This window comes from Paenibacillus canaveralius, assembly GCF_047238265.1.
Lineage (GTDB): Bacteria > Bacillota > Bacilli > Paenibacillales > NBRC-103111 > Paenibacillus_F.
In genome coordinates, this window is record NZ_JBDFMM010000001.1 from 241,960 (window position 1) to 266,437 (window position 24,478).

Annotated in this window: 22 protein-coding genes, 2 tRNA genes and 2 rRNA genes; all 26 read left to right on the forward strand. The window is 53.3% G+C overall.

The window, feature by feature from the left end:
* Positions 1-125: 125 nt before the first annotated feature.
* Positions 126-845, forward strand: coding sequence for a vWA domain-containing protein (locus ABC395_RS01095; protein ID WP_413000227.1), 720 nt, complete (start codon positions 126-128; stop codon positions 843-845).
* Entirely contained in the window at positions 829-1,749 is a 921-nt protein-coding gene (locus tag ABC395_RS01100) for a protein kinase domain-containing protein (RefSeq protein WP_413000228.1), read from the forward strand. Before ABC395_RS01095 ends, ABC395_RS01100 begins: the two co-directional genes overlap by 17 nt.
* Positions 1,750-1,832: 83 nt before the next feature.
* On the forward strand, positions 1,833-3,350 hold the full coding sequence (gene tilS / locus ABC395_RS01105; protein ID WP_413000229.1) for a tRNA lysidine(34) synthetase TilS: 1,518 nt from the start codon (positions 1,833-1,835) through the stop codon (positions 3,348-3,350).
* A 40-nt stretch (positions 3,351-3,390) separates the two neighbouring features.
* On the forward strand, positions 3,391-3,930 hold the full coding sequence (gene hpt, locus ABC395_RS01110) for a hypoxanthine phosphoribosyltransferase (protein WP_009671909.1): 540 nt from the start codon (positions 3,391-3,393) through the stop codon (positions 3,928-3,930).
* Positions 3,931-4,025: 95 nt separating this feature from the next.
* Positions 4,026-6,002: an ATP-dependent zinc metalloprotease FtsH gene (gene ftsH, locus ABC395_RS01115; protein ID WP_413000230.1), complete on the forward strand. Its 1,977-nt coding sequence runs from the start codon at positions 4,026-4,028 to the stop codon at positions 6,000-6,002.
* Between the two features lie 213 nt (positions 6,003-6,215).
* Positions 6,216-7,154, forward strand: a complete 939-nt coding sequence (nadA, locus tag ABC395_RS01120) for a quinolinate synthase NadA (RefSeq protein WP_413000231.1) — start codon at positions 6,216-6,218, stop codon at positions 7,152-7,154.
* A gap of 40 nt (positions 7,155-7,194) precedes the next feature.
* Positions 7,195-8,826, forward strand: coding sequence for an L-aspartate oxidase (gene nadB, locus ABC395_RS01125; protein ID WP_413000232.1), 1,632 nt, complete (start codon positions 7,195-7,197; stop codon positions 8,824-8,826).
* Positions 8,807-9,676 (forward strand): carboxylating nicotinate-nucleotide diphosphorylase, encoded by an 870-nt coding sequence (gene nadC / locus ABC395_RS01130; RefSeq protein WP_413000233.1) that lies wholly within the window; start codon positions 8,807-8,809, stop codon positions 9,674-9,676. Before nadB ends, nadC begins: the two co-directional genes overlap by 20 nt.
* Positions 9,673-10,446 carry a type III pantothenate kinase gene (locus ABC395_RS01135; RefSeq protein WP_413000234.1) on the forward strand — a complete coding sequence of 258 codons (774 nt, stop codon included), beginning with the start codon at positions 9,673-9,675 and terminating at the stop codon, positions 10,444-10,446. Before nadC ends, ABC395_RS01135 begins: the two co-directional genes overlap by 4 nt.
* 23 nt (positions 10,447-10,469) lie before the next feature.
* Positions 10,470-11,345 carry an Hsp33 family molecular chaperone HslO gene (hslO, locus tag ABC395_RS01140; RefSeq protein WP_413000235.1) on the forward strand — a complete coding sequence of 292 codons (876 nt, stop codon included), beginning with the start codon at positions 10,470-10,472 and terminating at the stop codon, positions 11,343-11,345.
* Between the two features lie 18 nt (positions 11,346-11,363).
* Positions 11,364-12,299, forward strand: coding sequence for a peptidylprolyl isomerase (locus ABC395_RS01145; RefSeq protein WP_413000236.1), 936 nt, complete (start codon positions 11,364-11,366; stop codon positions 12,297-12,299).
* A 126-nt stretch (positions 12,300-12,425) separates the two neighbouring features.
* The gene (gene cysK / locus ABC395_RS01150; protein WP_218231769.1) at positions 12,426-13,364 is read left to right on the forward strand and encodes a cysteine synthase A; all 939 of its coding nucleotides are present in this window, start codon (positions 12,426-12,428) and stop codon (positions 13,362-13,364) included.
* A 288-nt stretch (positions 13,365-13,652) separates the two neighbouring features.
* Entirely contained in the window at positions 13,653-15,251 is a 1,599-nt protein-coding gene (locus ABC395_RS01155) for an anthranilate synthase component I family protein (protein WP_413000237.1), read from the forward strand.
* Between the two features lie 23 nt (positions 15,252-15,274).
* Positions 15,275-15,862 (forward strand): aminodeoxychorismate/anthranilate synthase component II, encoded by a 588-nt coding sequence (gene pabA, locus ABC395_RS01160; RefSeq protein WP_413000238.1) that lies wholly within the window; start codon positions 15,275-15,277, stop codon positions 15,860-15,862.
* Positions 15,863-16,741, forward strand: coding sequence for an aminodeoxychorismate lyase (gene pabC, locus ABC395_RS01165; protein WP_413000239.1), 879 nt, complete (start codon positions 15,863-15,865; stop codon positions 16,739-16,741).
* A gap of 21 nt (positions 16,742-16,762) precedes the next feature.
* Positions 16,763-17,593: a dihydropteroate synthase gene (folP, locus tag ABC395_RS01170; protein ID WP_413000240.1), complete on the forward strand. Its 831-nt coding sequence runs from the start codon at positions 16,763-16,765 to the stop codon at positions 17,591-17,593.
* A gap of 86 nt (positions 17,594-17,679) precedes the next feature.
* A complete protein-coding gene (folB, locus tag ABC395_RS01175; RefSeq protein WP_413000241.1) occupies positions 17,680-18,048 on the forward strand; it encodes a dihydroneopterin aldolase in 369 nt (122 codons plus the stop codon).
* A complete protein-coding gene (gene folK / locus ABC395_RS01180; RefSeq protein WP_413000242.1) occupies positions 18,045-18,581 on the forward strand; it encodes a 2-amino-4-hydroxy-6-hydroxymethyldihydropteridine diphosphokinase in 537 nt (178 codons plus the stop codon). The genes folB and folK overlap by 4 nt, the downstream gene beginning before the upstream one ends.
* On the forward strand, positions 18,533-18,745 hold the full coding sequence (locus ABC395_RS01185) for a helix-turn-helix domain-containing protein (protein ID WP_009671865.1): 213 nt from the start codon (positions 18,533-18,535) through the stop codon (positions 18,743-18,745). Before folK ends, ABC395_RS01185 begins: the two co-directional genes overlap by 49 nt.
* Before the next feature lie 11 nt (positions 18,746-18,756).
* Positions 18,757-19,767, forward strand: coding sequence for a tRNA dihydrouridine synthase DusB (gene dusB, locus ABC395_RS01190; RefSeq protein ID WP_413000243.1), 1,011 nt, complete (start codon positions 18,757-18,759; stop codon positions 19,765-19,767).
* Between the two features lie 147 nt (positions 19,768-19,914).
* Entirely contained in the window at positions 19,915-20,391 is a 477-nt protein-coding gene (greA, locus tag ABC395_RS01195) for a transcription elongation factor GreA (protein WP_103997943.1), read from the forward strand.
* Positions 20,392-20,594: 203 nt separating this feature from the next.
* Positions 20,595-22,094, forward strand: a complete 1,500-nt coding sequence (gene lysS / locus ABC395_RS01200) for a lysine--tRNA ligase (protein WP_413000244.1) — start codon at positions 20,595-20,597, stop codon at positions 22,092-22,094.
* A 288-nt stretch (positions 22,095-22,382) separates the two neighbouring features.
* Positions 22,383-23,936, forward strand: a 16S ribosomal RNA gene (locus tag ABC395_RS01205).
* A gap of 147 nt (positions 23,937-24,083) precedes the next feature.
* A 5S ribosomal RNA gene (rrf, locus tag ABC395_RS01210) occupies positions 24,084-24,200 on the forward strand.
* A gap of 91 nt (positions 24,201-24,291) precedes the next feature.
* Positions 24,292-24,368 (forward strand) — tRNA-Ile (locus tag ABC395_RS01215).
* Positions 24,369-24,399: 31 nt separating this feature from the next.
* Positions 24,400-24,475: transfer RNA gene (locus ABC395_RS01220), tRNA-Ala, on the forward strand.
* The last annotated feature ends 3 nt before the right edge of the window (positions 24,476-24,478 follow it).

Consider the following 24,478-nt stretch of genomic DNA (forward strand, 5'->3'; position numbering starts at 1 on the left):
GACGCCGAGAACCACGCGCTGGGAGCTTCGCGCTGAACGGCGTCTGATTTCTTCCGCCCCTATGATTAGAATCTCGCAGACTTGGCGAAACTAGTAAGAACATTCATAGGTTGGAGGCGGAAGACATGAAACAGATCCTACTAATCACCGACGGCTGTTCGAACGTCGGAATCAGCCCGGCGGCCGCTGCCGCGGAAGCCCGCGCCGAAGGCATTACCGTCAACGTGATCGGTGTCGTTGACCAGGGAGAGCTCGGTCTGCTCGGCACCGAGGAAATCCGCGAGATTGCGAAGGCCGGCGGCGGCATGAGCCGGATCGCAACTCCGCAGCAGCTGTCGCAAACCGTGCAGATGATGACGCGCAAGACCGTGACGCAGACGGTGCAGCAGGCGGTCAGCCGGGAGCTGCAGAGCATACTCGGCAGCGGTGACATGACCGAGCTTCCTCCTGCACAGCGCTCCGAGGTCGTGCGCGTCATAGACGAGCTCGCGGAGAGCGGCTCCCTCCGCGTCGCGCTGCTGGTGGATGCCAGCGCCAGCATGAAGCCGAAGATGGCGGCGGTGCGCGAGGCCATCTCCGATCTGCTGCTGAGTCTCAAGGCGCGAAGCGGAACAAGCGAGCTGGCGGTGTTTCATTTTCCGGGCCGGCATGACGGTGATCCTGATGTGGTGATGGATTCGGGCTGGACGTCAAATCTTGCAAATCTGGATAAGATGTTCTATAAATTAAACATGAAGGGCACCACCCCTACCGGACCCGCCATGCTCAAAGTGGCGCAGTACGTATCGGGTAAACCTATCTATTCAGACGATGAGGACGGGATGCTGCGTGACTACGTCGTATGAGCCCGCCCTGCCGCTCGGTACGACCCTCAAGGGGATCTGGAACGGCAGAACTTATACGGTTGTGCGCGGGCTGGGTTCGGGAGCGAACGGTCAAGTCCTGCTTGTACGCAGAGGCGAGCGTCGGTATGCGATGAAGATCGGATACGATCCTCTCGACCATCAGTTCGAAGTGAACGCCCTGCAGTCCCTTTCCAAAACGGATACGTCTTTCAGCCGGTTTCTGCTGGATGCCGACGATGCGGAATTCGAGGGACGCCGCTTGTCGTTTTTTATCATGCCTTACATACAAGGCCTCTCTTTATCGAAATACATACGTACCTACGGCAAAGACTGGATTTACGTGATCGGATCGAATCTGCTCAAAAAGCTTACGGAGCTGCACCGGAGCGGCTTTGTCTACGGAGATTTGAAATCCGACAATCTCGTTCTTACGGAGCACGGAAGCGTGGAGCTGATAGATTTCGGCGGCATGACGGTCAAGGGACGTGCGGTTAAGCAGTTTACGGAGATTTTTGACCGCGGTTATTGGTGTGCGGGAGAACGGGTTGCGGAGGAGAGCTACGATTTGTTCTCGTTCGCCGTTCTGATCATCAAAACGCTGGATGAGAGCGACGCCTTCCGCCCTGCCCTGCAGGCGCTTCCCCAGAACCGGAGTATCTCCATGCTGGAGGATATCGTCAAAAGCAGCGAGCGGATGAGAGGTTTGGCTCCCTTTTTGCTGAAGGCTCTGAATAACCGGTTCGCTTCTTCGGAAGAAGCGCTTGCCGTATGGAGGGAACAGGCGAAGAAGGCGCGCGGCATCCAGGTCCCGTCCGGACGGAGGGAAGCTCCCGGAATCGTCCTGTTTTTGACGATATCCTTGGTCATCTTACTCGGGACGATCGTTTATTTTTACCTGGAATGAAAAAAGGATCGGCTCCTGCCCTTCCGAAAACAAGGGCCGAATAACAGGGTGCTGCAGCGCTGGCGGAAAGCGGGGAAAGAATCATGGAAGGGAAGCGGCAGCCCGGCGAGGCTGACCACATAGAGTCCGGTAACAGAGGGCTAGACCCGGGATTCCGGGTGCGTGCGGCCGTCGAGAAACGGATTGCCGAGGAGAGGCTGCTGGAGACTGGCGATACTATCGTTGTCGCCGTTTCGGGAGGACCGGATTCGGTGGCGCTTCTTCATCTGCTGCACGGCCTGTCGGGTCCAAGAAATTGGCGCCTCATTGTAGCGCACGTCAATCACCGGTTCCGGGGAGAGGAATCCGACAGAGAAGCCGCATTCGTCGCATCCTTTGCGGAACGTCTCGGATTGCCCTGCGAGTCGGCTTTTATCGATGTGCCTGCTTATATAGAAGAAACAGCCTTGAACTCTCAGGTCGCCGCGCGGCGGAAACGGTACGAGTTTCTTTATGAGACGGCTCGTAAATATGAGGCGAATAAAATCGCGCTGGCTCATCACGCCGACGATCAGGCCGAAACGATTCTGATGCGGATTTTACGGGGAACCGGGCCCGGCGGGTTGACGGGAATACCCGAGAGGAGAAGCGAAAAAAAAGTGGAACTCGTCCGGCCTATGCTTCGTATATACAAGAAAGAGGTAATTAGTTATTGTGAATTCCTGGGGCTTGCCTACTGCCGGGACAGCAGCAACGATTCGCGGAAGTATTTCCGGAACCGGATACGGCTGGATGCGATGCCCTATTTGCGCCGATATAACGATCAGCTTCCGGAGTCCTTGAACCGGCTGGGTGAAATCATGACGGCCGAGAACGACTACATGGAACGCGAGGCTGAACGCGTGTATGCTTCCGCCGTCAGGGACGGAGCGGGTGCGGCGAGCTTGGATCGGGGTGATTTTGTTCACTTGCACGTCGCTTTACAAAGGCGTGTGATTAAACTAATATTAAATTATCTCGCTTTTCAAGAGGAAAACGTCGATTATGCAAGATTAGAGGCGATTCGTACGGCAATCGTGCAGGACAGTCCCTCCAATCTCACATGGCCAATCGACGGACGAATTGCCTTGATTCGTGAGTACGAACGTATCTGCTTTCGATCCGAGACATCAGCCAGGTCGGGGGATGCGGCTTTTTTGCATCAAGTGGACTTGCAGCAGCCGTTTCTGCCTATTCCGGAAGCCGGAATGACCTTTGTTTTCACGGCCGCGGAGCGGGATGGAGTCGGCAGTGCCGATATTCAGGGAACCTGCCCCGACGAGGCTTGGTTTGACCTTGATGCCCTTCGGATGCCGTTGTCGGCGAGAAACCGGCAAGCCGGGGACCGTTTGGACGTGTTTGGTTTAAACGGCACCAAAAAAGTAAAAGATATTCTCATGGATGCCAAAATACCGCCCAGCCGCAGAGACCGGCTTCCGCTGCTTATGGATGCAGAAGGAAGGGTTCTGTGGATACCGGGCGTTCGTCGTTCCCGCCACGCGCTGGTCGGACCGGGAACCGCACGTTGTTTGCACATCCGGATTGAGCCCCCGGTGACTGAGGGAAACGGCCTTGGAGAATGATTTGTCACAGTTTTCATATTATTAAGTAGGGGGAGCATCCTTGTTTAACGACATTCAAGAAGTTTTCTACTCGGAGGAACAAATTCAAGCTAAGGTACAGGAGCTTGGAGCGCAAATATCCAAAGACTTCGAAGGCCGCAATCCGCTTGTGATTTGTGTGCTTAAAGGAGCTTTTATTTTCATGGCGGACCTCGTGAAACAGGTCACGATTCCGCTTGAGCTTGACTTTATGGCGGTATCCAGCTACGGACAATCGACCAAATCGTCGGGTGTCGTCAAAATCATTAAAGATTTGGACGTATCCGTAGAAGGACGTCACGTACTGATCGTCGAAGATATTATCGACAGCGGTTTGACCCTGAGCTACCTCATTGACGTGCTTGAGAGAAGAAACGCCCAGTCCGTGTCTGTGGTTACTCTGTTCAACAAACCTGCCAGACGGTCCGTCGATCTGCAGCCCGATTATGCCGGATTCGAAATTCCGGATGCGTTTATCGTCGGTTACGGACTCGATTACGCCGAGAAATACCGCAATCTTCCTTACATCGGTGTTCTGAAACCCGAGATTTACTCTTCTTAAGAACACCCGGGTATGTCCCACGGCCGGCTTTGTTGTGATGCTAAGACATGCTGTGGTAAAATATAAAAAGTGTGTCGTTTGAGAGGAGGTAGCGGATGAATCGCTTTATCCGGAATACCGGTTTTTATTTATTGATTTTCCTGGTAACAGTCGGTATTGTGCATTTCATTAGTACGCAGAACGATCAAAAAGAAGCGATTACCTACAACCAGTTCCGGCAGGAGTTAACGTCCAAGAACGTCGAGAAGCTTCAAATTAAAGTCGACGGGGGCACGTACCTGATCAACGGGCAATACAAGAATCCTAAGGCGGCGGATAAATCCACATTCGTTACCCGTGGTCCGTTTGATTCACGTGTAGTAGAGCTGATCGAAACAGCGGGGGTTCAAGAAGAGTATCTGAAAATGGAAGGCGACAGCGTTTGGATTTCGTTCCTGACGTCCATCATTCCGTTTGTGATCATCTTCGTCCTGTTCTTCTTCTTGATGAACCAGGCTCAGGGCGGCGGCGGCAAAGTCATGAATTTCGGCAAGAGCCGTGCACGCTTATATAATGAAGAGAAAAAGCGCGTCACGTTCGAAGACGTGGCCGGCGCGGATGAAGAGAAACAGGAATTGGTCGAAGTCGTCGAGTTCCTTAAAGATCCGCGTAAATTCTCTGCAGTAGGAGCCCGCATTCCGAAAGGCGTGCTTCTCAACGGTCCTCCGGGTACCGGTAAAACCCTGCTTGCCCGTGCAGTTGCGGGTGAAGCCGGCGTTCCGTTCTTCTCCATCTCCGGTTCCGACTTCGTGGAAATGTTCGTCGGTGTCGGTGCTTCCCGTGTACGGGATCTCTTCGAGAATGCGAAGAAGAACGCGCCTTGTATTATCTTTATTGACGAGATTGACGCCGTCGGTCGTCAGCGGGGCGCAGGCCTCGGAGGCGGACACGACGAACGTGAGCAGACGCTCAACCAGTTGCTCGTCGAGATGGACGGCTTCGGTGCGAATGAGGGAATCATCATCGTCGCGGCAACCAACCGTCCGGACATTCTGGACCCGGCGCTTCTTCGTCCGGGACGTTTCGACCGTCAGATTACGGTTGACCGTCCGGATGTGAAAGGCCGCGAAGCGGTTCTCAAGGTTCACGCGCGCAACAAGCCGCTGGCCAAAGACGTAAGATTGGATTCCATTGCTCGTTATACCACCGGTTTTACGGGTGCCGACCTGGAGAATCTTCTTAACGAAGCGGCGCTTATCGCAGCCCGCCGCAACCGCAAAGATATCTCGATGGCCGAGATCGAAGAAGCTTTCGACCGTGTTATCGTCGGTACGCAGAAGAAGAGCCGCGTAATCAGCGAGCGAGAGAAGCGTACGGTAGCTTACCATGAATCCGGTCACGCCATCATCGGTTACTATGCCGAGAACGCGGATATGGTTCATAAAGTGACGATCGTTCCACGCGGCCGCGCAGGCGGTTACGTCATGATGCTTCCTAAAGAAGGCGAAGACCGGATGATGCAGACCAAGACCGAGCTGCTCGATAAGGTCACCGGACTTCTTGGCGGTCGTGTTGCCGAAGAAATCTTTATCGGCGAGATCGCAACGGGAGCGTACAGCGACTTCCAGAAAGCGACCGGAATCGTTCGCAAGATGGTTATGGAATTCGGTATGAGCGATAAGCTCGGACCGATGCAGTTCGGCAGCAGCCAGGGTCAAGTATTCCTGGGCCGTGATATCGGTCACGAGCAAAACTATAGCGATGCGATCGCATATGAAATCGATCAGGAAATGCAGCTGATCATCCGGGAGTGCTACGACCGGGCGAAGCAGATCCTGAACACTCATAAGGACAAAGTCCACCTTGTCGCCCAAACGCTTCTTGAAAGAGAAACGCTCGATAAGGAACAGATCGTGGAACTTCTTGAGAAAGGTCAGATTTCTGGCAATGAGGATATTAAAGTGACGATCCAGGGACAGGATGACAGCGTTAAGCCGGAACCTACACCTGAAATCGAACTGAAAACCGAAACGCCTGAACGGACCAAACTGAATCCGGATAACCCGGATGATGAAAGCAACAACAAGGCATAGCCGAAAGAACCGAGCATACAACCGGATGTCCTCGCGGACGTCCGGTTTTTTCATTTTAGCGGCCGGATTTGCGGATTGACACGTCTAAACATGTTGTGTAAATTTAGTTGTGATACTTGAATTGCCTTTTACAAAGAGTTCATAAGGGTGAGAAGGCGATCGCCTTGGCATATGAACATAGGGCGTGCCGCTTTATATAAGGAGGATGCATTCATGGAGGCATTGGCTCTCGAAAGAAAAGCCGAGCAGAACAGACTGCTGAAAGAGCGAATTTTAGAGCTTAAGAAAGAACGCAATGCCATTATTCTCGCTCATTACTACCAGCGTGACGAGATTCAGGAAGTCGCCGATTTCCGCGGGGATTCATTTCTTCTGGCTCAGAAAGCCGCCGAAACCGACGCAGATGTTATCGTTTTTTGCGGAGTACACTTTATGGGGGAAAGCGCTAAAATTCTCGCTCCAACCAAGACAGTGATTATTCCCGACGAACGGGCCGGCTGTCCAATGGCCGACATGGTGAACGTGGAAGGGTTGCGGGCTTTGAAGAAAGAGCATCCCAATGCGAAGGTTGTCGCCTACATTAACACATCGGCGGAAGTGAAGTCCGAAACGGATATCTGCTGTACCTCCGCGAATGCAAGGAAAGTCATTGAATCCATTGATGCAGAAGAAATTATCTGGGTACCGGATAAAAATTTAGGCGACTATGTATCAAAATTCACAAACAAAAAGATGATCATCTGGGAAGGCTACTGCAATACTCATGATATGCTGACTGTGAAAGATGTCGAAGAAATGAAGGCAGCTCATCCCCATGCTCAATTCGTGGTTCACCCGGAATGCCGGCCGGAGGTCGTTAAGCTCGGAGATTTTGTAGGCAGCACGACGGCCATTATCAAATACTGCCGCGAATCCGATTGTCAGGAGTTTATCGTCGGAACGGAGGACGGTACCGGATATCAGCTGCGTTTGGACAGCCCTGATAAAACTTTTCACTTTGCCACGAAATATCTGGTATGCCCGAATATGAAAGTGAACAACTTGAAAAAAGTCGTCCGGTGTCTGGAAACTATGCAGCCTGAAATCTATGTGGCACCGGAAGTGGCTGAAAAAGCAAAGCTTTCCTTAGAGCGCATGTTACAAGTTAAGTAGCATGCGCTACTCTCTTTGTTGAAGGCACGGGTGAACCGCCATGATACCTAGATACTTAACGGATACGGATTTGTCCGCCATACCGCACTATACAACCGACGTAATCGTTATTGGCGCTGGAATTGCCGGTTTATTCACGGCTTTGCAGGCCAGTGCTTCACAGCGCGTCCTGCTGATTACAAAAAAATCGCTTCTGGACAGCAACACCCGGTATGCCCAGGGAGGGATTGCCGCGGTGATTTCCGATGAAGATTCACCTGAGTATCATCTGCAGGATACGCTTGTCGCCGGAGCCGGGTTGTGTTCGCGGGAAGCTGTGGACATACTGGTTCATGAAGGACCGCAGGGCGTACAGGACCTGATCGGTATGGGTACGCAGTTTGATTTGGAAAATGGGGAAATCGCTTTGACGAAAGAAGGCGCTCACAGCCAACGGAGAATTCTTCATGCGAATGGGGATGCAACCGGCGCGGAGATTGTGAGGGCGCTTTCCGAAAATACCAAAAATAACACGTCTATTGAAATTTGGGACGATCATATGGTGATTGATCTGATTACGGTGGATGGAGAGTGCCATGGCGCTCTGGTTCAGAAACCCGATGGTCAGCGCCTATATGTCCAAGGCAACGCGACCGTGCTGTGCACGGGCGGTGCGGGCCAATTATTCCGCTATACGACCAATCCGGACGTCGCTACCGGAGACGGGGTGGCGATTGCCTACCGTGCCGGGGCGGATATACGTGATATGGAATTTATCCAGTTTCACCCGACCGTGCTTGTTTACCCGGGAGCACCACGTTTTCTTATCTCGGAGGCGGTCCGCGGTGAAGGCGCCTATTTGCGTAACATCAAAGGGGAACGGTTTATGGAAAAATACCATCCCCAGCTTGAGCTCGCCCCCCGCGATATAGTGGCCCGCGCGATCGTCAGCGAAATTGAGGAGACGGGTTCTAGTTTTATCTACCTGGATATTACCCACGAGTCGGAACAGATGATCCGGCACCGGTTCCCAACCATCTATGAAACGTGCCTGTCATTCGGCTTGGACTTAACAAGTGACTGGATTCCCGTCGCCCCTGCCGCTCATTATATGATGGGAGGGGTAAAGACCGATTTGCATGGGGAAACCAACATCAAGAGGCTTTTTGCCTGCGGTGAAGTGTCTTCGACCGGTGTACACGGAGCCAACCGGCTGGCGAGCAATTCGTTATCCGAAGCGATTGTTTTCGGCCGCCGGATTATAGACCGTATCGGCATGCTTGCCCCTCTCCTGCATCAGGTGCCGCAAACGGGTGACGAGACGGCTGTCCGTACGGAGCTGCCGAAGCAGGCAATTGTCGAGAAGAAATTGAAGCTGCAAAAAATCATGGTTCGTTATGCGGGAGTGCGCAGGGACGCGTCCGGACTTCAGCGGGGACTTGACGAACTCAAACGGCATCTGCCGTCCTTTGATACCTGCCTTACGCGCAGGGAAGATTATGAATTTGCCAATTTATTGACCTGCGCGCTGCTGACAGCCGAAGCCGCGCTGCGCCGCGAGGAAAGCCGGGGCGGACATTATCGGGAAGATTATCCGCAGCGCAATGACGAGCACTGGCTTAAACATACCGTATTCAACCGTGAATGTGGTCTGACGGAGGAGTGGATACTTAATGATGGAATTAAACTTTAAACAAATACGGCAAAACATCAGGCTGTGGCTCGACGAAGATATCGGAACCGGTGACGTGACCACGATGTACACCATCCCCGCGGACCAGCAGAGCAAAGGGATCATTCATATGAAAGACTCCGGAATTGTGGCCGGCCTGCGCGTGGCGGAGGAAGTATTCGCGGAAGTGGACGAGAACCTGGCATTCTTGCCCCAAGTGAAAGACGGCGAATTTGTCTCCAAAGGAACGGTTATTGCCGTGATTACCGGAAACACGCGCAGCATCCTGAAAGGAGAACGGCTGGCTCTCAATCTTCTCCAGCGGATGTCCGGTATCGCCACGCGTACGCGTCAATATGTGAATGCGCTGGAGGGGCTTCCCACAAGGCTCGTCGATACGCGGAAAACGACACCGGGACACCGGATGCTGGAGAAGTACGCCGTACGAGTCGGCGGAGGATTCAATCACCGCTACGGCCTGTACGATGCGGTCATGATTAAGGACAACCATATTAAAGGCGCAGGCAGCATTACGGCAGCTGTCCGTGCGGCACGGTCGCGAATTCCCCATACGATGAAAATCGAAGTAGAGGTGGAGAACTTCGAGCAACTGGACGAAGCTATCGCGGTTGGCGCGGATATCATTATGCTGGACAATATGAAAGCGTCGGATATGGCCAAAGCCGTTTCCATCGTTAAAAGTCAGGCTCCTCATGTGCTGGTCGAGGGTTCAGGTTCCGTTACGCTGGAAACGATCAAGTCGCTGGCGGAAACCGGGGTACATGTTATTTCCGTCGGAAGACTGACCTACTCCGTGTCTGCGCTTGATATCAGTCTGGATTTGAACGAGCAGAAAGGAGTTTCCTTGTGATTTTAGTCGTAGACGTTGGCAACACGAACATAGTCTTGGGCATTTACCAGGGTACCGAACTGCTTCATCACTGGCGGCTCAGCACGAATCGCTCTGCGACCGTGGATGAATACGGGATGATGTTCCATAACCTTTTCCAGTATGCGGGAATTGAAATCCAGCAGATTGAAGGGGTCATTATTTCATCCGTCGTACCGCCTTTGATGTTTGCACTGGAACACCTTTGTTTAAAATATGTGAAGAAAACGCCGCTTATTGTCGGTCCCGGCATCAAAACGGGACTCAACATCCGGGTCGATAATCCGAAGGAAGTGGGCGCGGACCGGATCGTCAATGCCGTGGCCGCGCTTGAGCTGTATGGCTCTCCGTGCATCATTGTTGATTTCGGTACGGCGACCACGTACGATTATATAGACAAGGCCGGGCAGCTCATCGGCTGTGCGATTGCGCCTGGCATTGGTATTTCAACAGAGGCACTGTATCAGCGGGCGGCCAAACTGCCGCGTATCGAACTGATCAAGCCCAAGAGTGTTATCGGACGCAACACGATATCGTCCATGCAGGCCGGAATTATTTTCGGCTACGTCGGCCAGGTAGACGGAATCGTGGACAGGGTCAAGCAGGAATTCGGTATCGCGCCTAAGGTTATCGCGACCGGAGGACATGCCGAGCTGATCGCAAGCGAATCCCGCGCGATCGATGTCGTCGATCCTATGCTGACCCTGGAAGGCCTGCGCTTAATTTATGTTAAAAATACGAAGCAGGAATAGCTTCCAAGAAACGGGGTAACGTGATGAGTGATTATTTAATCCGGGGAACTGCGCTGGAAGGAAGAGTCCGGGCTTTTGCCGTCCTGACGACTTCCATTACGGAAGAACTCCGCCGGCGGCACAATACGACACCGACAGCCACCGCTGCCCTGGGAAGAACGGCCGCCGCAGGGCTGATGATGGGAGCCATGCTGAAGGGCGAAGAAAAGCTGACCCTACAGGTTAAGGGCGGAGGCCCTATCGGTTCTATCGTCGTTGACGCCAATTCCAAAGGCGAAGTGCGGGGGTATGTGGACGATCCGAACGTGGACCTGCCGTTAAACGCCAAGGGTAAGCTGGACGTGGCGGGAGCGGTGGGAACCGAAGGCTTTTTATATGTAACGAAGGATCTTGGGCTTAAAGAAAATTATATCGGCAGCATTCCGATCGTTTCCGGTGAACTGGCCGAGGACTTTACGTACTACTTCGCCAAATCCGAACAGACACCTTCGGCTGTAGCCCTTGGTGTACTTGTGGACGTCGACCGGACGGTTAAAGTCTCAGGAGGATTCATTATTCAACTGCTACCGGGCTTAACGGACGACGAAATTACCGAAATCGAGAAGACGCTGGCACAGATTCCGCCGATTACAACTTTGCTGGACCGCGGCGCATCGCTTGAAGAGGTGCTCAAAGAGGTTCTGCCGTCTGTGGAGATTATGGAACGGTCGGACGTATCTTTTAAATGCAAATGTTCGCGTGAAAGAGTGGAGCAGACTATCATCAGCCTTGGCCGGGATGAGCTGCAATCCTTAATCGATGAGGACGGACGCGCGGAAGTCGTCTGCCATTTCTGTAACGAGGCTTATCAGTTTGAACGGGAAGATCTGCAGACTATGTTGGATTCCATCAATAAGTAACAAATCGAGGGAGAGAGCATGCACAATGTAAAAGTGTTGTGGGGAGCTATCCTCGCTTTGTCGATAGGAGTCATTGTTCTCTTGTCGCTCTATTTGTCGGACACGGGATTAGGGAAGAAGTCGGCGGCAGGCGGACGTTCTGGGGATACTCCTGCCGACAATCACGTTGTGGCCCGGATCACGGGCCGTGAATTTACACAAGGCGAATTGACGGAGAAGTTGACCAAACACTACGGTGCCGAAATGCTCAATCAGATGCTGGACCGCGAAACACTCCGCCTCGAAGCGAAAGAGCAGGGAGTGGACATCGGCGAAGCGGAAATCAGCCGCGAGCTGAAGCGGATGCAGCAGGGCTACGAAAACGAACGAAACTTTTACGACTCGATGAAAGAACAGCTCGGAATGAGCAAAGAGGACGTCCGGGAAGATATTCTCTATAAACTCTTGCTCGAAAAGCTTGCGACGCATAACGTCGAGATAGCCGATGACCGGATCACGAAATACATACAAGGCCATCCTGAAGAATTTAAGCAGACTGCTCAAATTCATCTCAATAAAATGATCTTATCCACGCTGGATCAGGCAAAAAAGGCCACGGCCGCCTATAAAGGCGGGGAGAGCTTCGCGACTTTGGCGAGGGACCGATCTTTGGACGATTCCGGGAGCCAGGGGGGAGATCTGGGCTGGATGGGGGAGGACGATCCGTTCCAGCCGGCGGAAATCATGAAGGCGGCCCGTAAATTAGGGGTCGGCCAATTGAGTGCGCCAATCAAGACCGCGGAAGGATATGCCCTTATTTTAATCACGGAGAAAAGATTGAATACCGGTCCCGACGAAGCGGCTATCCGGGAGAGTGTACGGAAACAGCTCGCCCTGCAGGAAGCGCCTCCTCTTAACGAGTATTTGCTGTCCCTCCGTCAAAAGTGGAAAGCGACCATGGCCGACCCGGGATAAAACCCGAATTCTTAGAGAATTGTAAGGTGTTGACAAGGGTCTTAGGCACTGATAATATAGGATTATAATACCAACCTAATAACTCGGATATAAATCCTTTTTTCCAAACCTGGGAGGGTGACACGAATGGCTAAATTGGTGGAAAGCATTACACAGTTAATCGGGAATACTCCGCTTGTAAAATTAAACCGGGTCGTTCCGGAAGATAGCGCGGAAATTTACGTAAAACTCGAGTTCCAGAACCCGGGTGCAAGTGTAAAAGACCGGATTGCCATCAGCATGATCGAAACCGCTGAACAGGAAGGCAAGCTGAAGCCGGGCGACACGATCGTAGAGCCGACAAGCGGCAACACGGGGATCGGTCTGGCTATGGTAGCGGCGGCAAAAGGATACCGTGCCATTCTGGTTATGCCGGAAACGATGAGCATGGAGCGCCGCAATCTGCTGCGCGCTTACGGTGCCGAGCTTGTTCTGACACCCGGAGCCGAAGGCATGAAGGGCGCCATCCGTAAAGCGGAAGAGCTTCAAGCGGAGAACCCGGGCTATTTTATTCCTCAGCAGTTTAAAAACCAGGCGAACGTTAAAATTCACCGTGAAACGACAGGACCGGAAATTGTCGAAGCCATCAAAGGCCATGACGGCAAGCTGGATGCTTTTATCGCGGGTATCGGAACGGGCGGAACGATCACCGGTACGGGTGAAGTGCTTCGCGAGAACTTCCCTGGCATCAAAATCGTAGCGGTAGAGCCAAGCGCTTCGCCGGTTCTGTCGGGCGGCAAACCCGGCCCCCATAAGATCCAGGGTATCGGCGCGGGCTTTGTACCGGATATTTTGAACACGGAAATTTACGATCAGATCATTCCGGTGGACAACGAGGATGCTTTCGAAACATCGCGCCGCGTAGCCCGTCAAGAAGGAATTCTGGGCGGTATTTCTTCCGGTGCGGCGATCTTCGCCGCCCTCAAGGTCGCCAAAGAACTCGGACCCGGCAAACGTGTCATTGCCGTCATCCCAAGCAACGGCGAGCGCTACTTGAGCACACCGCTTTACCAATTCGACGAATAGAACCGGATCCTACCGGGAACGCTCTAAAAGTCTTCAGCAGATCTTGCTGGAGGCTTTTTATTTTGGGCCAATTCAAGTATACTAAGGGACAAATCCGGCACGGAATCCAACCTCCGCCGGGTCCGTTTTAGACCATGCTTTAAAGCTTCAAACGTAATGTTTCCGGTATTCCAGGTTGAAGATAATGAATGGACAGACGGAATTTGTCGAAATACCACCTGAACGCGAAGCTATCTATTATCTATTACCTTACCGCATGAGTATAGAGCAGAATGAGGAGCTGGCTGCATGTCTGCGACAACAATAACGTTAACTTCCTTGGCTGACTGGGCGGAATGGGCCGAAGCGGGCGCCTACACATCCGTTCCTTATATAACCGCTGTCCCGTGGACGGAAGAAATCAGCACGTGGGAACAGGCTTGGAGAGCGGCGGGCACCCACGCATTCGTGCTGGAGAGCGGCAGAGGAGGACGGTATACCTTCCTTGGGCTGCATCCGGTTGCGACGATAAGCGGCCGTGGGACATCGGCTCAGGCCGCCGAAAGAGACGGAACCCTCCCGCACGGCTGGCGGACCGTTCCCATTCAGGGCGCCCCGCTGGATGCCGTTAAGCGGTGGATGGCTCCCTGGCGCTCTCCGGATGTGGCGGCTGTCCCCAAGTTCACGGGCGGCTGCGTAGGATTCTGGAGCTACGACGTCGTGCGGAGCATGGAGAAGCTTCCGGAACTGGCGGAAGATGACCTTCCGCTGCCGGATTACAGCTTCGCCCGCTACGACGAAGTCTGGGTCTTCGACCGTGAGGAAGGCAGGCTTTACGCGGCCGTGCATACCCCGCTGCCCGCTGAGCCTTCCGCCTCCGATCTTTCGCGGCTTTACCAAGCCGCGGTGCAGCGTTCGGAGAGCATGCTCCGGCTCTGGCGCGGGCTGGCCGTGGACGCCGGGGCCGGTGCAAGCCGCCTCCGCCGTGAAGCGGAGTGGCAGGCGCTTGTGAGCGCCGGCGAAGACTCCACGCTGGAGGCGGAAGCGGCGGAAGGGGCAAGCCGCGCCTTTCCGCGGGAATCTTTCATCCGCGCCGTCGAGCGGATTCAGGCTTACATCGGGCAGGGGGATGTTTTCCAGGTGAATTTGTCGGTCCGCCAAAGCAGACCGCTCCGAACATCGCCCGAACAGATCTACGAAGCGCTGCGCATCGTGAACCCGTCGCCCTACATGGGGCTGCTGAGGTTCCCCGGCTTCGCGCTTGTGTCGGGTTCGCCCGAGCTGCTGGTCCAGCTCGAGGGCAGGCACCTGCGCACCCGGCCCATCGCGGGCACGCGACCCAGAGGCCGCACGCCGGAAGAGGACGCCCGGCTCGGGGAAGAGCTTCTTTCCAACGAGAAGGAACGTGCGGAGCACGTGATGCTCGTGGACCTGGAGCGCAACGACCTTGGACGGATCGCCCGGTACGGCTCCGTCAAGGTCGATGAGTTTTTCGTGATCGAGCGGTACTCTCACGTGATGCACCTCGTCTCGGAGGTTACCGGCGAGCTGCGGGAAGGACTGGACGCTTTCGATGTTATTGCGGCCGCATTCCCGGGGGGAACGATTACGGGGGCGCCGAAAATCCGGACGATGGAAATTATCGAAGAACTGGAGCCGGTCCGGCGAGGCCCTTATACGGGATCGATGGGATGGATTGACTACAACGGCAATATGGAATTTAATATACTTATACGAACGCTTGTCGCGGCCGGAGGCAGCGGGTATATTCAGGCGGGCGCGGGCATTGTGATCGATTCCGTCCCGGACCGCGAATACGAAGAAGCCCTGAACAAAGCGCGGGCGTTATGGAAAGCGATTCAATTCAGCGAGCACAGCATGAGCCGAGCAGGGACAGAAGTCCTGTAGAAGAGTAGAGGAGGAAGACGAGCATGATTCTTGTCATTGATAATTACGATTCTTTTACGTACAATCTGGTTCAATATCTGGGTGAATTAGGGCAGGAAATCGTAGTGAAGCGCAACGATGCCATCGATCTGGCCGGAATTGAGGAGCTTTCTCCGGATCATATTCTGATTTCTCCGGGGCCGTGTACCCCGAACGAAGCGGGCATCAGCCTTGGCGTGATCCGGCATTTCAAAGGCCGCATTCCCATTCTCGGCGTCTGCCTGGGCCATCAGGCCATCGGTCAGGCTTTCGGCGGAGAAGTGGTGCGGGCAGGCAAGCTGATGCACGGCAAGACTTCCCCGATTAACCATGACGGCAAAACGATTTTCAAAGACATTCCTTCTCCCTACACGGCAACGCGCTATCACTCCCTGATCGTCCGCAAAGAAACGCTGCCGGATTGTCTGGAAATTAGCGCCACCTCGGATGAAGGAGAAATTATGGCGCTGCGTCATAAGGAATACCCGATCGAGGGTGTGCAGTTTCATCCGGAATCCATCATTACGGACCACGGCCTGACTCTGCTCCGCAATTTCCTGGGTCAACCCGTATCGGCGGGAACCGGGGCTTAAATGAAGATTTGGATGAACGGAGATTTGATAGAAGAAAAAGAAGCGGTCGTTTCCGTTTACGACCACGGATTTTTATATGGCATGGGGCTGTTCGAGACGTTTCGCACGTACAACGGACACCCTTTTTTACTTCGGGAGCATATGGAACGAATTCGCACGGGCTGTGAGGAGCTGGGCATTCCCTTGCTTACGGACGAGAGCGGAATGAGAGACAGAGTGAAGGAGCTGCTTGAGGCTAACGGTATGGAAGATGCCTATTTCCGGTATGCCGTTTCGGCCGGAGTGGACATGCTCGGTTTGCCGGGCGGAGCTTTATATGAAAATCCCGGCGAGATTCTTTATATCAAAAGTCTTCCGCAGCGCAGCCAGGATGAGCCTGCCTCACGCCCCCTTCAGCTTCTGACTCTAAGGAGAAATACGCCGGAAAGCGGACGCAGGCACAAGTCCTTTCATTACATGAACAATATCCTTGCCAAGAGGGAAATGATGAATTATCCGTGGGCGCACGGGGCGGAGGGACTTTTTCTTACGGATAACGGAGGATTTGTAGCCGAAGGAATCGTAAGCAATATTTTTTGGATTCAAGGGTCCGTTTGTTTCACTCCTTCTTTGGCGGCGGGAATTCTTCCCGGCATAACGCGGGCTTTTGTCCTTAAGCTTGCGGAAAAGGAAGGTCTGGAAGTGAGGGAAGGCTTATTTCCTTGGACCGCGCTTTGTGAGGCCGATGAAATTTTTGTGACGAACTCCATCCAGGAAATCGTTTCCGTAAATGAACTTTTTGATGAACGGGGCGGCTCGGTAACCGTCCCACGGGGAAAGGCCGGGCCTGTTACGAGCCGCCTGGCTCAGTTGTATCGGGAATACACGAGATTACTCTAGCCTTAGGAAGTGACTTTTGGAATGATTCGAACGTTTGCAGCAGGAGAGACAAGCTTTGAACTCGGACGACGGACTCTCCTTATGGGGATACTGAACGTTACGCCTGATTCTTTCTCCGACGGAGGCTCTTATACCACCGTGGAGCATGCCGTAAAACACGCGCTGAGCATGGTGGAAGAAGGCGCCGATATGATCGACATCGGCGGAGAGTCGACCCGTCCGGGACACGCGCCTGTTTCCCTCCAGGAGGAATTGGAAAGGGTCGTGCCCGTTATCCGGGAACTGGTCCGGCACGTGAAGGTTCCGGTTTCGGTAGATACTTACAAAGCCGAAGTTGCCAGGCAGGCGATCGAAGCGGGCGCCCATATCATTAACGATGTATGGGGATTCCAAGCGGACCCGGACATGGCCGGCGTGGCCGCTCAAGCCGGCTGTCCGGTTATTCTGACGCATAACCGCCGGGAGGCGGTATATATGGATTTTCTGGCGGATGTTCTGCAGGATCTCCGGGAAAGCGTTGATCTCGCATTGAGTGCGGGAGTAAAGAGGTCGAATATCATCCTAGACCCCGGTATCGGATTCGCCAAAAGCTACGAGCAGAATTTATGGCTGATGAACCGGCTGGAGGCAATCTCGGAACTGGGGTATCCCGTCCTGCTGGGAACTTCCCGCAAAAGCATGATCCGCACGACGCTCGGACTCCCGTCCGATGATGTCGTTGAAGGAACGGCGGCCACGACTGCACTCGGGATTGCTCAGGGGTGCGATATCATCCGTGTACACGATGTGCGGGCAATGAAGCGGGTAGCGGTTATGACGGACGCAATCGTTCGCGGAACGGGGAGTATGTAGAGCATAAGTCCGACCGGGAGCTTTCGGAAGTCCGGACGGACATTTTTGCACCTATTTGTTTTGAGGCCTGAGGAGGAAGACGCGTAATGGACAAACTTATACTGACACGCATGGAGTTTTACGGATATCACGGCGTTTTTGCGGAAGAAAATAAACTGGGACAGCGTTTTTATGTGGATGCCGAGCTGCACATGCCGCTGGATAAGCCCGGCCGTACCGACAACATAGAAGATTCCATCAACTATGCGGAGGCTTATGCCGTTATTAAAGAGGTTGTGGAGAAAAGAACCTTCAATTTGATCGAGGCTCTGGCGGAGCAGGTTGCATCCTCCCTTCTTGAAACTTATACTAGTATCGAAGAAGTGACGGTACGGGTGATCAAACCTCATCCGCCATTCGATATTCATTTCGCGGGTGTGACAGTCGAGATAAGCCGGAAGCGGGCGCAATCATGAGTCCTGCCGACATCACAACCGCGTACATCGCGCTTGGCTCGAACATCGGAGACCGGGAATGGTACCTGACCGAAGCGCTTAAGAAGCTGGATGAACATCCGCATATTCAAGTGCTGGCCTGTTCGGCCATTTACGAGACGGATCCGGTCGGGTATGTGGACCAGGATGCCTTTTTAAACATGGCTGCAGCCGTTCATACGAGCCTTTCTCCGGAAGAGCTGCTTGCGGCCATGCAGAACATCGAGCAAGTGCTGGGCAGAGTCCGAGACATTCGCTTCGGTCCCCGAACGATTGACTTGGATTTGCTGCTTTACGGGGAGCGGGAGATCCGCACGCCGGATTTGATTGTCCCGCATCCCCGTATGCAGGAGCGAGCGTTTGTGTTAGTCCCCTTGGCAGATCTTTTTTCCCATATACCGAACACATCGTTTGCATCCATAGAGAAACAGTTGGCTAAACTGGATGGAAAGGAAGGCGTTATGTTGTGGAAAAAAATGCAGTGGCCCAGCGAATCCGGGCATTCCGCAAGCTGAAAGGATACACCCAGAACCAACTCGCCGAACTGCTCGGCGTTTCAATAGCCGTTCTCGGTTCGATTGAACGGGGAACACGTAAACCGGACACCCGGATGATTCAGAAAATATCCAATGCCCTGGGCATTGAACCGGAGGAGCTTCTTCCGCCCTCCGGCAAATAGGAGGAGAACACATGTTAAAAATAGGCGACGTCGTCGCCCCGAATAACGTTGTACTGGCACCGATGGCCGGCGTATGCAATCCCGCTTTCCGTCTGATCGCCAGAGAATTCGGATGCGGCCTGGTCTGCGCTGAGATGGTCAGCGACAAAGCGATTGTGCACGGCAACTCCCGTACGATGGAGATGCTCTACGTAGATGAACGCGAGAAGCCGCTCAGCCTGCAAATTTTCGGCGGCGATACCGATACGCTCGTGCAAGCCGCTAAATATGTCGACGCCAATACGAATGCCGATATTATCGATATCAATATGGGCTGTCCCGTACCCAAAATCACGAAATGCGATGCGGGGGCACGCTGGCTGCTCGACCCTTCGAGAATCGAAGAGATGGTCCGGACGGTAGTAGGCTCCGTGAACAAACCCGTTACGGTCAAAATGCGGATCGGCTGGGATTCCGAGCATATATACGCGATCGAGAACGCCAAGGCGGTCGAGCGCGGAGGCGGCGCCGCCGTCAGCGTGCACGGACGTACGCGTGAACAGCTCTATACCGGCAAAGCGGACTGGAACATCATCCGCGACGTCAAGCAGTCCGTTTCCATTCCCGTAATCGGTAACGGAGATGTCGTCACGCCTGAAGACGCCAAGCGGATGATCGATGAAACCGGTGTAGACGGCGTCATGATCGGCCGCGGCGCACTGGGCAACCCTTGGATGCTGTATCGCACCGTGCAGTATCTGACCAAAGGAGAGCTGCCGCCCGAGCCGCAAGCCGAAGAGAAGATGCGCATCGCGACGCTTCATATGGACCGTTTGATCAAGCTGAAGGGCGAGAACGTGGCCATCAAGGAAATGCGTAAGCACATGGCATGGTATCTCAAAGGCATGAAAGGCGCCGCCCGTCTGAAGGACGCCATAATGGAACAGACGACCCGCGACGGCATGGTCGGGATCCTGGACGAATATGCGTCTTCTTTCGACAAAATGTCCGATAATCAGGAAGAACAGCCTGCTTTGCACTAAGTAAAGGGGGCGCTGGGTTACATTGACAATTGCAATTGGTTGCCCTATAATCAGGCAATAAGTTGCATCTTTACGTTAAGTTTTTTGAATAAATGCGTGAATTCGTATAGCATTTCCTTGAATTTACACGACGGGAGATAGGTTTGTATGAGTGAAAAAGAAGTGCTCCTTACCCAGGAAGGCCTCAAAAAACTTGAGGAAGAACTCGAGCATTTGAAATCGGTTAAACGCCGCGAGGTGGCCGAACGGATTAAAGTAGCCATCGGCTACGGGGATATCAGCGAGAACTCCGAGTACGAGGATGCGAAGAACGAGCAGGCTTTTATTGAAGGCCGCGTCATTACTTTGGAGAAAATGCTCCGCAACGCCCGTATCGTAAATTTAGACGAAGTTGACACTAATACGGTCAGCGTGGGCTCCATCGTAACGCTCAAAGATCTCGAATTCGGCGATCTTGTCGAGTATACGATTGTCGGCACAGCCGAGTCCGATCCTTTTCTGAATAAAATTTCCAACGAAAGTCCTGTAGGCAAAGCGATCCTTGGCAAGCAGAAGGGCGCTAAAGTCGATGTGACGGTACCAGCCGGCGTTATCCAATACGAAATTATGGACATCAAAAAATAAAACCGCTCTTTCGGGGATCATCCGGAGCAGCGATTGCAGGAAAAGCTTCCTTTGGAAGCTTTTTTCGCGTAAAATAGACCGTATAATTACGGGCAGCCCGCATAATAAGCGCTGTTTTTCTCCTCTTGAGAGCATTATCGGGAGCGGGAAGGGCATGCTAAAGGCTTCGCAAACCGGAGCTATAACATATAGGAGTTGAAAGCATGAGTCAGGAACTCGAGTTAAACGAATTGTTACAAATTCGCCGCGACAAACTGGACGAGCTTCGTGGTCTGGGCGTAGATCCATTCGGCGATAAATATGTACGGACGCATACGGCCAAACAAATTTTGGACGCTTACGAAGAAACGCCTAAGGAAGAACTGGAGCAGCAGACGGTTGAAGTCAGCATTGCCGGACGTATCATGCAGAAACGTGCAATGGGTAAAGCGAGCTTTGCTCATCTCCAGGACATCACGGGCAAAATTCAAATATACGTTCGTCAGGACGCCCTTGGCGACATGAAGTACAGCGCTTTTGATCTGCTGGATATCGGCGATATGGTAGGCGTCAAAGGTACCGTTTTCAAAACGAAAACCGGCGAAACCTCCATTAAGGTAAAAGAGCTGGAAGTGCTGACGAAGTCCCTTCTTCCGCTCCCCGAGAAATATCACGGTCTTAAGGATGTCGAAACCCGTTATCGCCAGCGTTACGTCGATCTGATCATGAACCAGGAAGTGAAGGAAACCTTTATTCTGCGTTCGAGAATCATTCAATCCATGCGCCGTTATCTGGACGGTCTCGGCTATCTGGAAGTGGAAACCCCGACTCTGCACGCTATTGCCGGAGGTGCTGCCGCACGGCCTTTTATCACGCATCATAACGCGCTCGATATGCAGCTTTACATGCGTATCGCTATTGAGCTGCATCTGAAGCGCCTGATTGTAGGCGGTTTGGAGAAAGTATACGAAATCGGGCGTGTTTACCGCAACGAAGGTATTTCCACCCGTCATAATCCTGAATTCACCATGATCGAATTGTATGAGGCTTATGCGGATTACAAGGATATTATGGCGCTGACGGAGAATATGGTCGCCCATATCGCACAGGAAGTGTTGGGAACGACGACGGTTCAGTACCAAGGACATGAAGTAAACCTTGCCCCATCTTGGAAACGGATCTCTATGGTAGATGCGATTAAAGAAGTAGTCGGCGTTGACTTCAGCGTACACATGAGCAATGAAGAAGCCCAGCGTCTGGCAAAAGAACATAAGGTTCCGGTTGAGCCTCATATGACTTTCGGCCACATCGTGAACCAGTTCTTCGAAACGTTTGTGGAAGAAACGCTTATTCAACCTACCTTTATTTACGGGCACCCGCTTGAAATTTCGCCGCTTGCGAAGAAGAATCCGGAAGATCCGCGTTTCACGGATCGCTTTGAGCTCTTTATCGTAGCGCGCGAGCACGCCAACGCCTTCACGGAGCTAAACGATCCGATCGACCAGCGTCAGCGTTTCGAAGCGCAGCTGCTTGAGCGCGAACACGGCAACGACGAGGCGCATGAAATGGACGATGACTTCATTCGTGCGCTTGAGTACGGCATGCCGCCGACAGGAGGACTGGGCATCGGTATTGACCGTCTGGTTATGCTGCTTACCAACGCTCCCTCTATCCGCGACGTGTTGTTGTTCCCTCATATGCGTGAGCAGCGTCAGGGAGAATAAATTTGGTTGTAAAAAGGCGCCGATGTGGCGCCTTTTTAAATTTTTTGGGCTTGTCCAAAAATTGGGCTTGCATTCTTTTTGTCAGCGTGGTATCTTATTTAAGTCGCCGCTGAAACACGGTGCCGACAACGAGGCTGACAAGCCGAGATTGTCCTTTGAAAACTGAACAACGAGTGATTGAAGCGTCTCAGTAATGAGACAATAAATGAGAAGAAATTCTCGTCGGCAACGAATTTTTTGAGCTTAATCAGCTTGAGATAAACCGCTGGCCTTGCGGCTAGCACAACTTTATCGGAGAGTTTGATCCTGGCTCAGGACGAACGCTGGCGGCGTGCCTAATACATGCAAGTCGAGCGGACTTGAAGAGAAGCTTGCTTCTCGGATGGTTAGCGGCGGACGGGTGAGTAACACGTAGGCAACCTGCCTGTAAGATCGGGATAACTACCGGAAACGGTAGCTAAGACCGGATAATCGGTTTCTCCGCATGGAGAGACTGTGAAACACGGAGCAATCTGTGGCTTACGGATGGGCCTGCGGCGCATTAGCTAGTTGGTGAGGTAACGGCTCACCAAGGCGACGATGCGTAGCCGACCTGAGAGGGTGAACGGCCACACTGGGACTGAGACACGGCCCAGACTCCTACGGGAGGCAGCAGTAGGGAATCTTCCGCAATGGACGAAAGTCTGACGGAGCAACGCCGCGTGAGTGATGAAGGTTTTCGGATCGTAAAGCTCTGTTGCCAGGGAAGAACGCCAAGGAGAGTAACTGCTCTTTGGGTGACGGTACCTGAGAAGAAAGCCCCGGCTAACTACGTGCCAGCAGCCGCGGTAATACGTAGGGGGCAAGCGTTGTCCGGAATTATTGGGCGTAAAGCGCGCGCAGGCGGTTTTTTAAGTCTGGTGTTTAATCCCGAGGCTCAACCTCGGTTCGCACCGGAAACTGGGAGACTGGAGTGCAGGAGAGGAAAGTGGAATTCCACGTGTAGCGGTGAAATGCGTAGAGATGTGGAGGAACACCAGTGGCGAAGGCGACTTTCTGGCCTGTAACTGACGCTGAGGCGCGAAAGCGTGGGGAGCAAACAGGATTAGATACCCTGGTAGTCCACGCCGTAAACGATGCATGCTAGGTGTTAGGGGTTTCGATACCCTTGGTGCCGAAGTTAACACAGTAAGCATGCCGCCTGGGGAGTACGCTCGCAAGAGTGAAACTCAAAGGAATTGACGGGGACCCGCACAAGCAGTGGAGTATGTGGTTTAATTCGAAGCAACGCGAAGAACCTTACCAGGTCTTGACATCCCTCTGACCGGCTTAGAGATAAGCCTTTCCTTCGGGACAGAGGTGACAGGTGGTGCATGGTTGTCGTCAGCTCGTGTCGTGAGATGTTGGGTTAAGTCCCGCAACGAGCGCAACCCTTGAACTTAGTTGCCAGCAGGTAGAGCTGGGCACTCTAAGTTGACTGCCGGTGACAAACCGGAGGAAGGCGGGGATGACGTCAAATCATCATGCCCCTTATGACCTGGGCTACACACGTACTACAATGGCCGGTACAACGGGAAGCGAAGGAGCGATCCGGAGCCAATCCTAGAAAAGCCGGTCTCAGTTCGGATTGCAGGCTGCAACTCGCCTGCATGAAGTCGGAATTGCTAGTAATCGCGGATCAGCATGCCGCGGTGAATACGTTCCCGGGTCTTGTACACACCGCCCGTCACACCACGAGAGTTTACAACACCCGAAGTCGGTGAGGTAACCGCAAGGGGCCAGCCGCCGAAGGTGGGGTAGATGATTGGGGTGAAGTCGTAACAAGGTAGCCGTATCGGAAGGTGCGGCTGGATCACCTCCTTTCTATGGAGACTCGGGTCCTGCAACGGACCCAGTCAAGAAGGCAATGCCTTCAACCTTCAATCACTCGTTGTCAGTTTTGAAAGGGCAAGAACCTTTCAAGCTACAAACCTTTCTGGAGTTTGGCGACTCCGGAGACCACGCAATTCGTTTGGTGACGATGGCGGAAGGGAACCACGCGTACCCATCCCGAACACGACCGTTAAGCCTTCCAGCGCCGATGGTACTTGGACCGAAGGGTCCTGGGAGAGTAGGACGTTGCCAAGCGAACCCACTTTGTGGGTTTTTATTTTGCGAAAAGAGCAGGCAGTTGCTTGCTGGCATGCAAGACCAAAGTGAGTGAACACTCACAACATACGGGCCCTTAGCTCAGCTGGTTAGAGCGCACCCCTGATAAGGGTGAGGTCGGTGGTTCGAGTCCACTAGGGCCCACCATTTTCCTGACAACCATATAAGGAACTCTTTTGGGGCCATAGCTCAGCTGGGAGAGCGCCTGCCTTGCAAGCAGGAGGTCAGCGGTTCGATCCCGCTTGGCTCCACCAAAA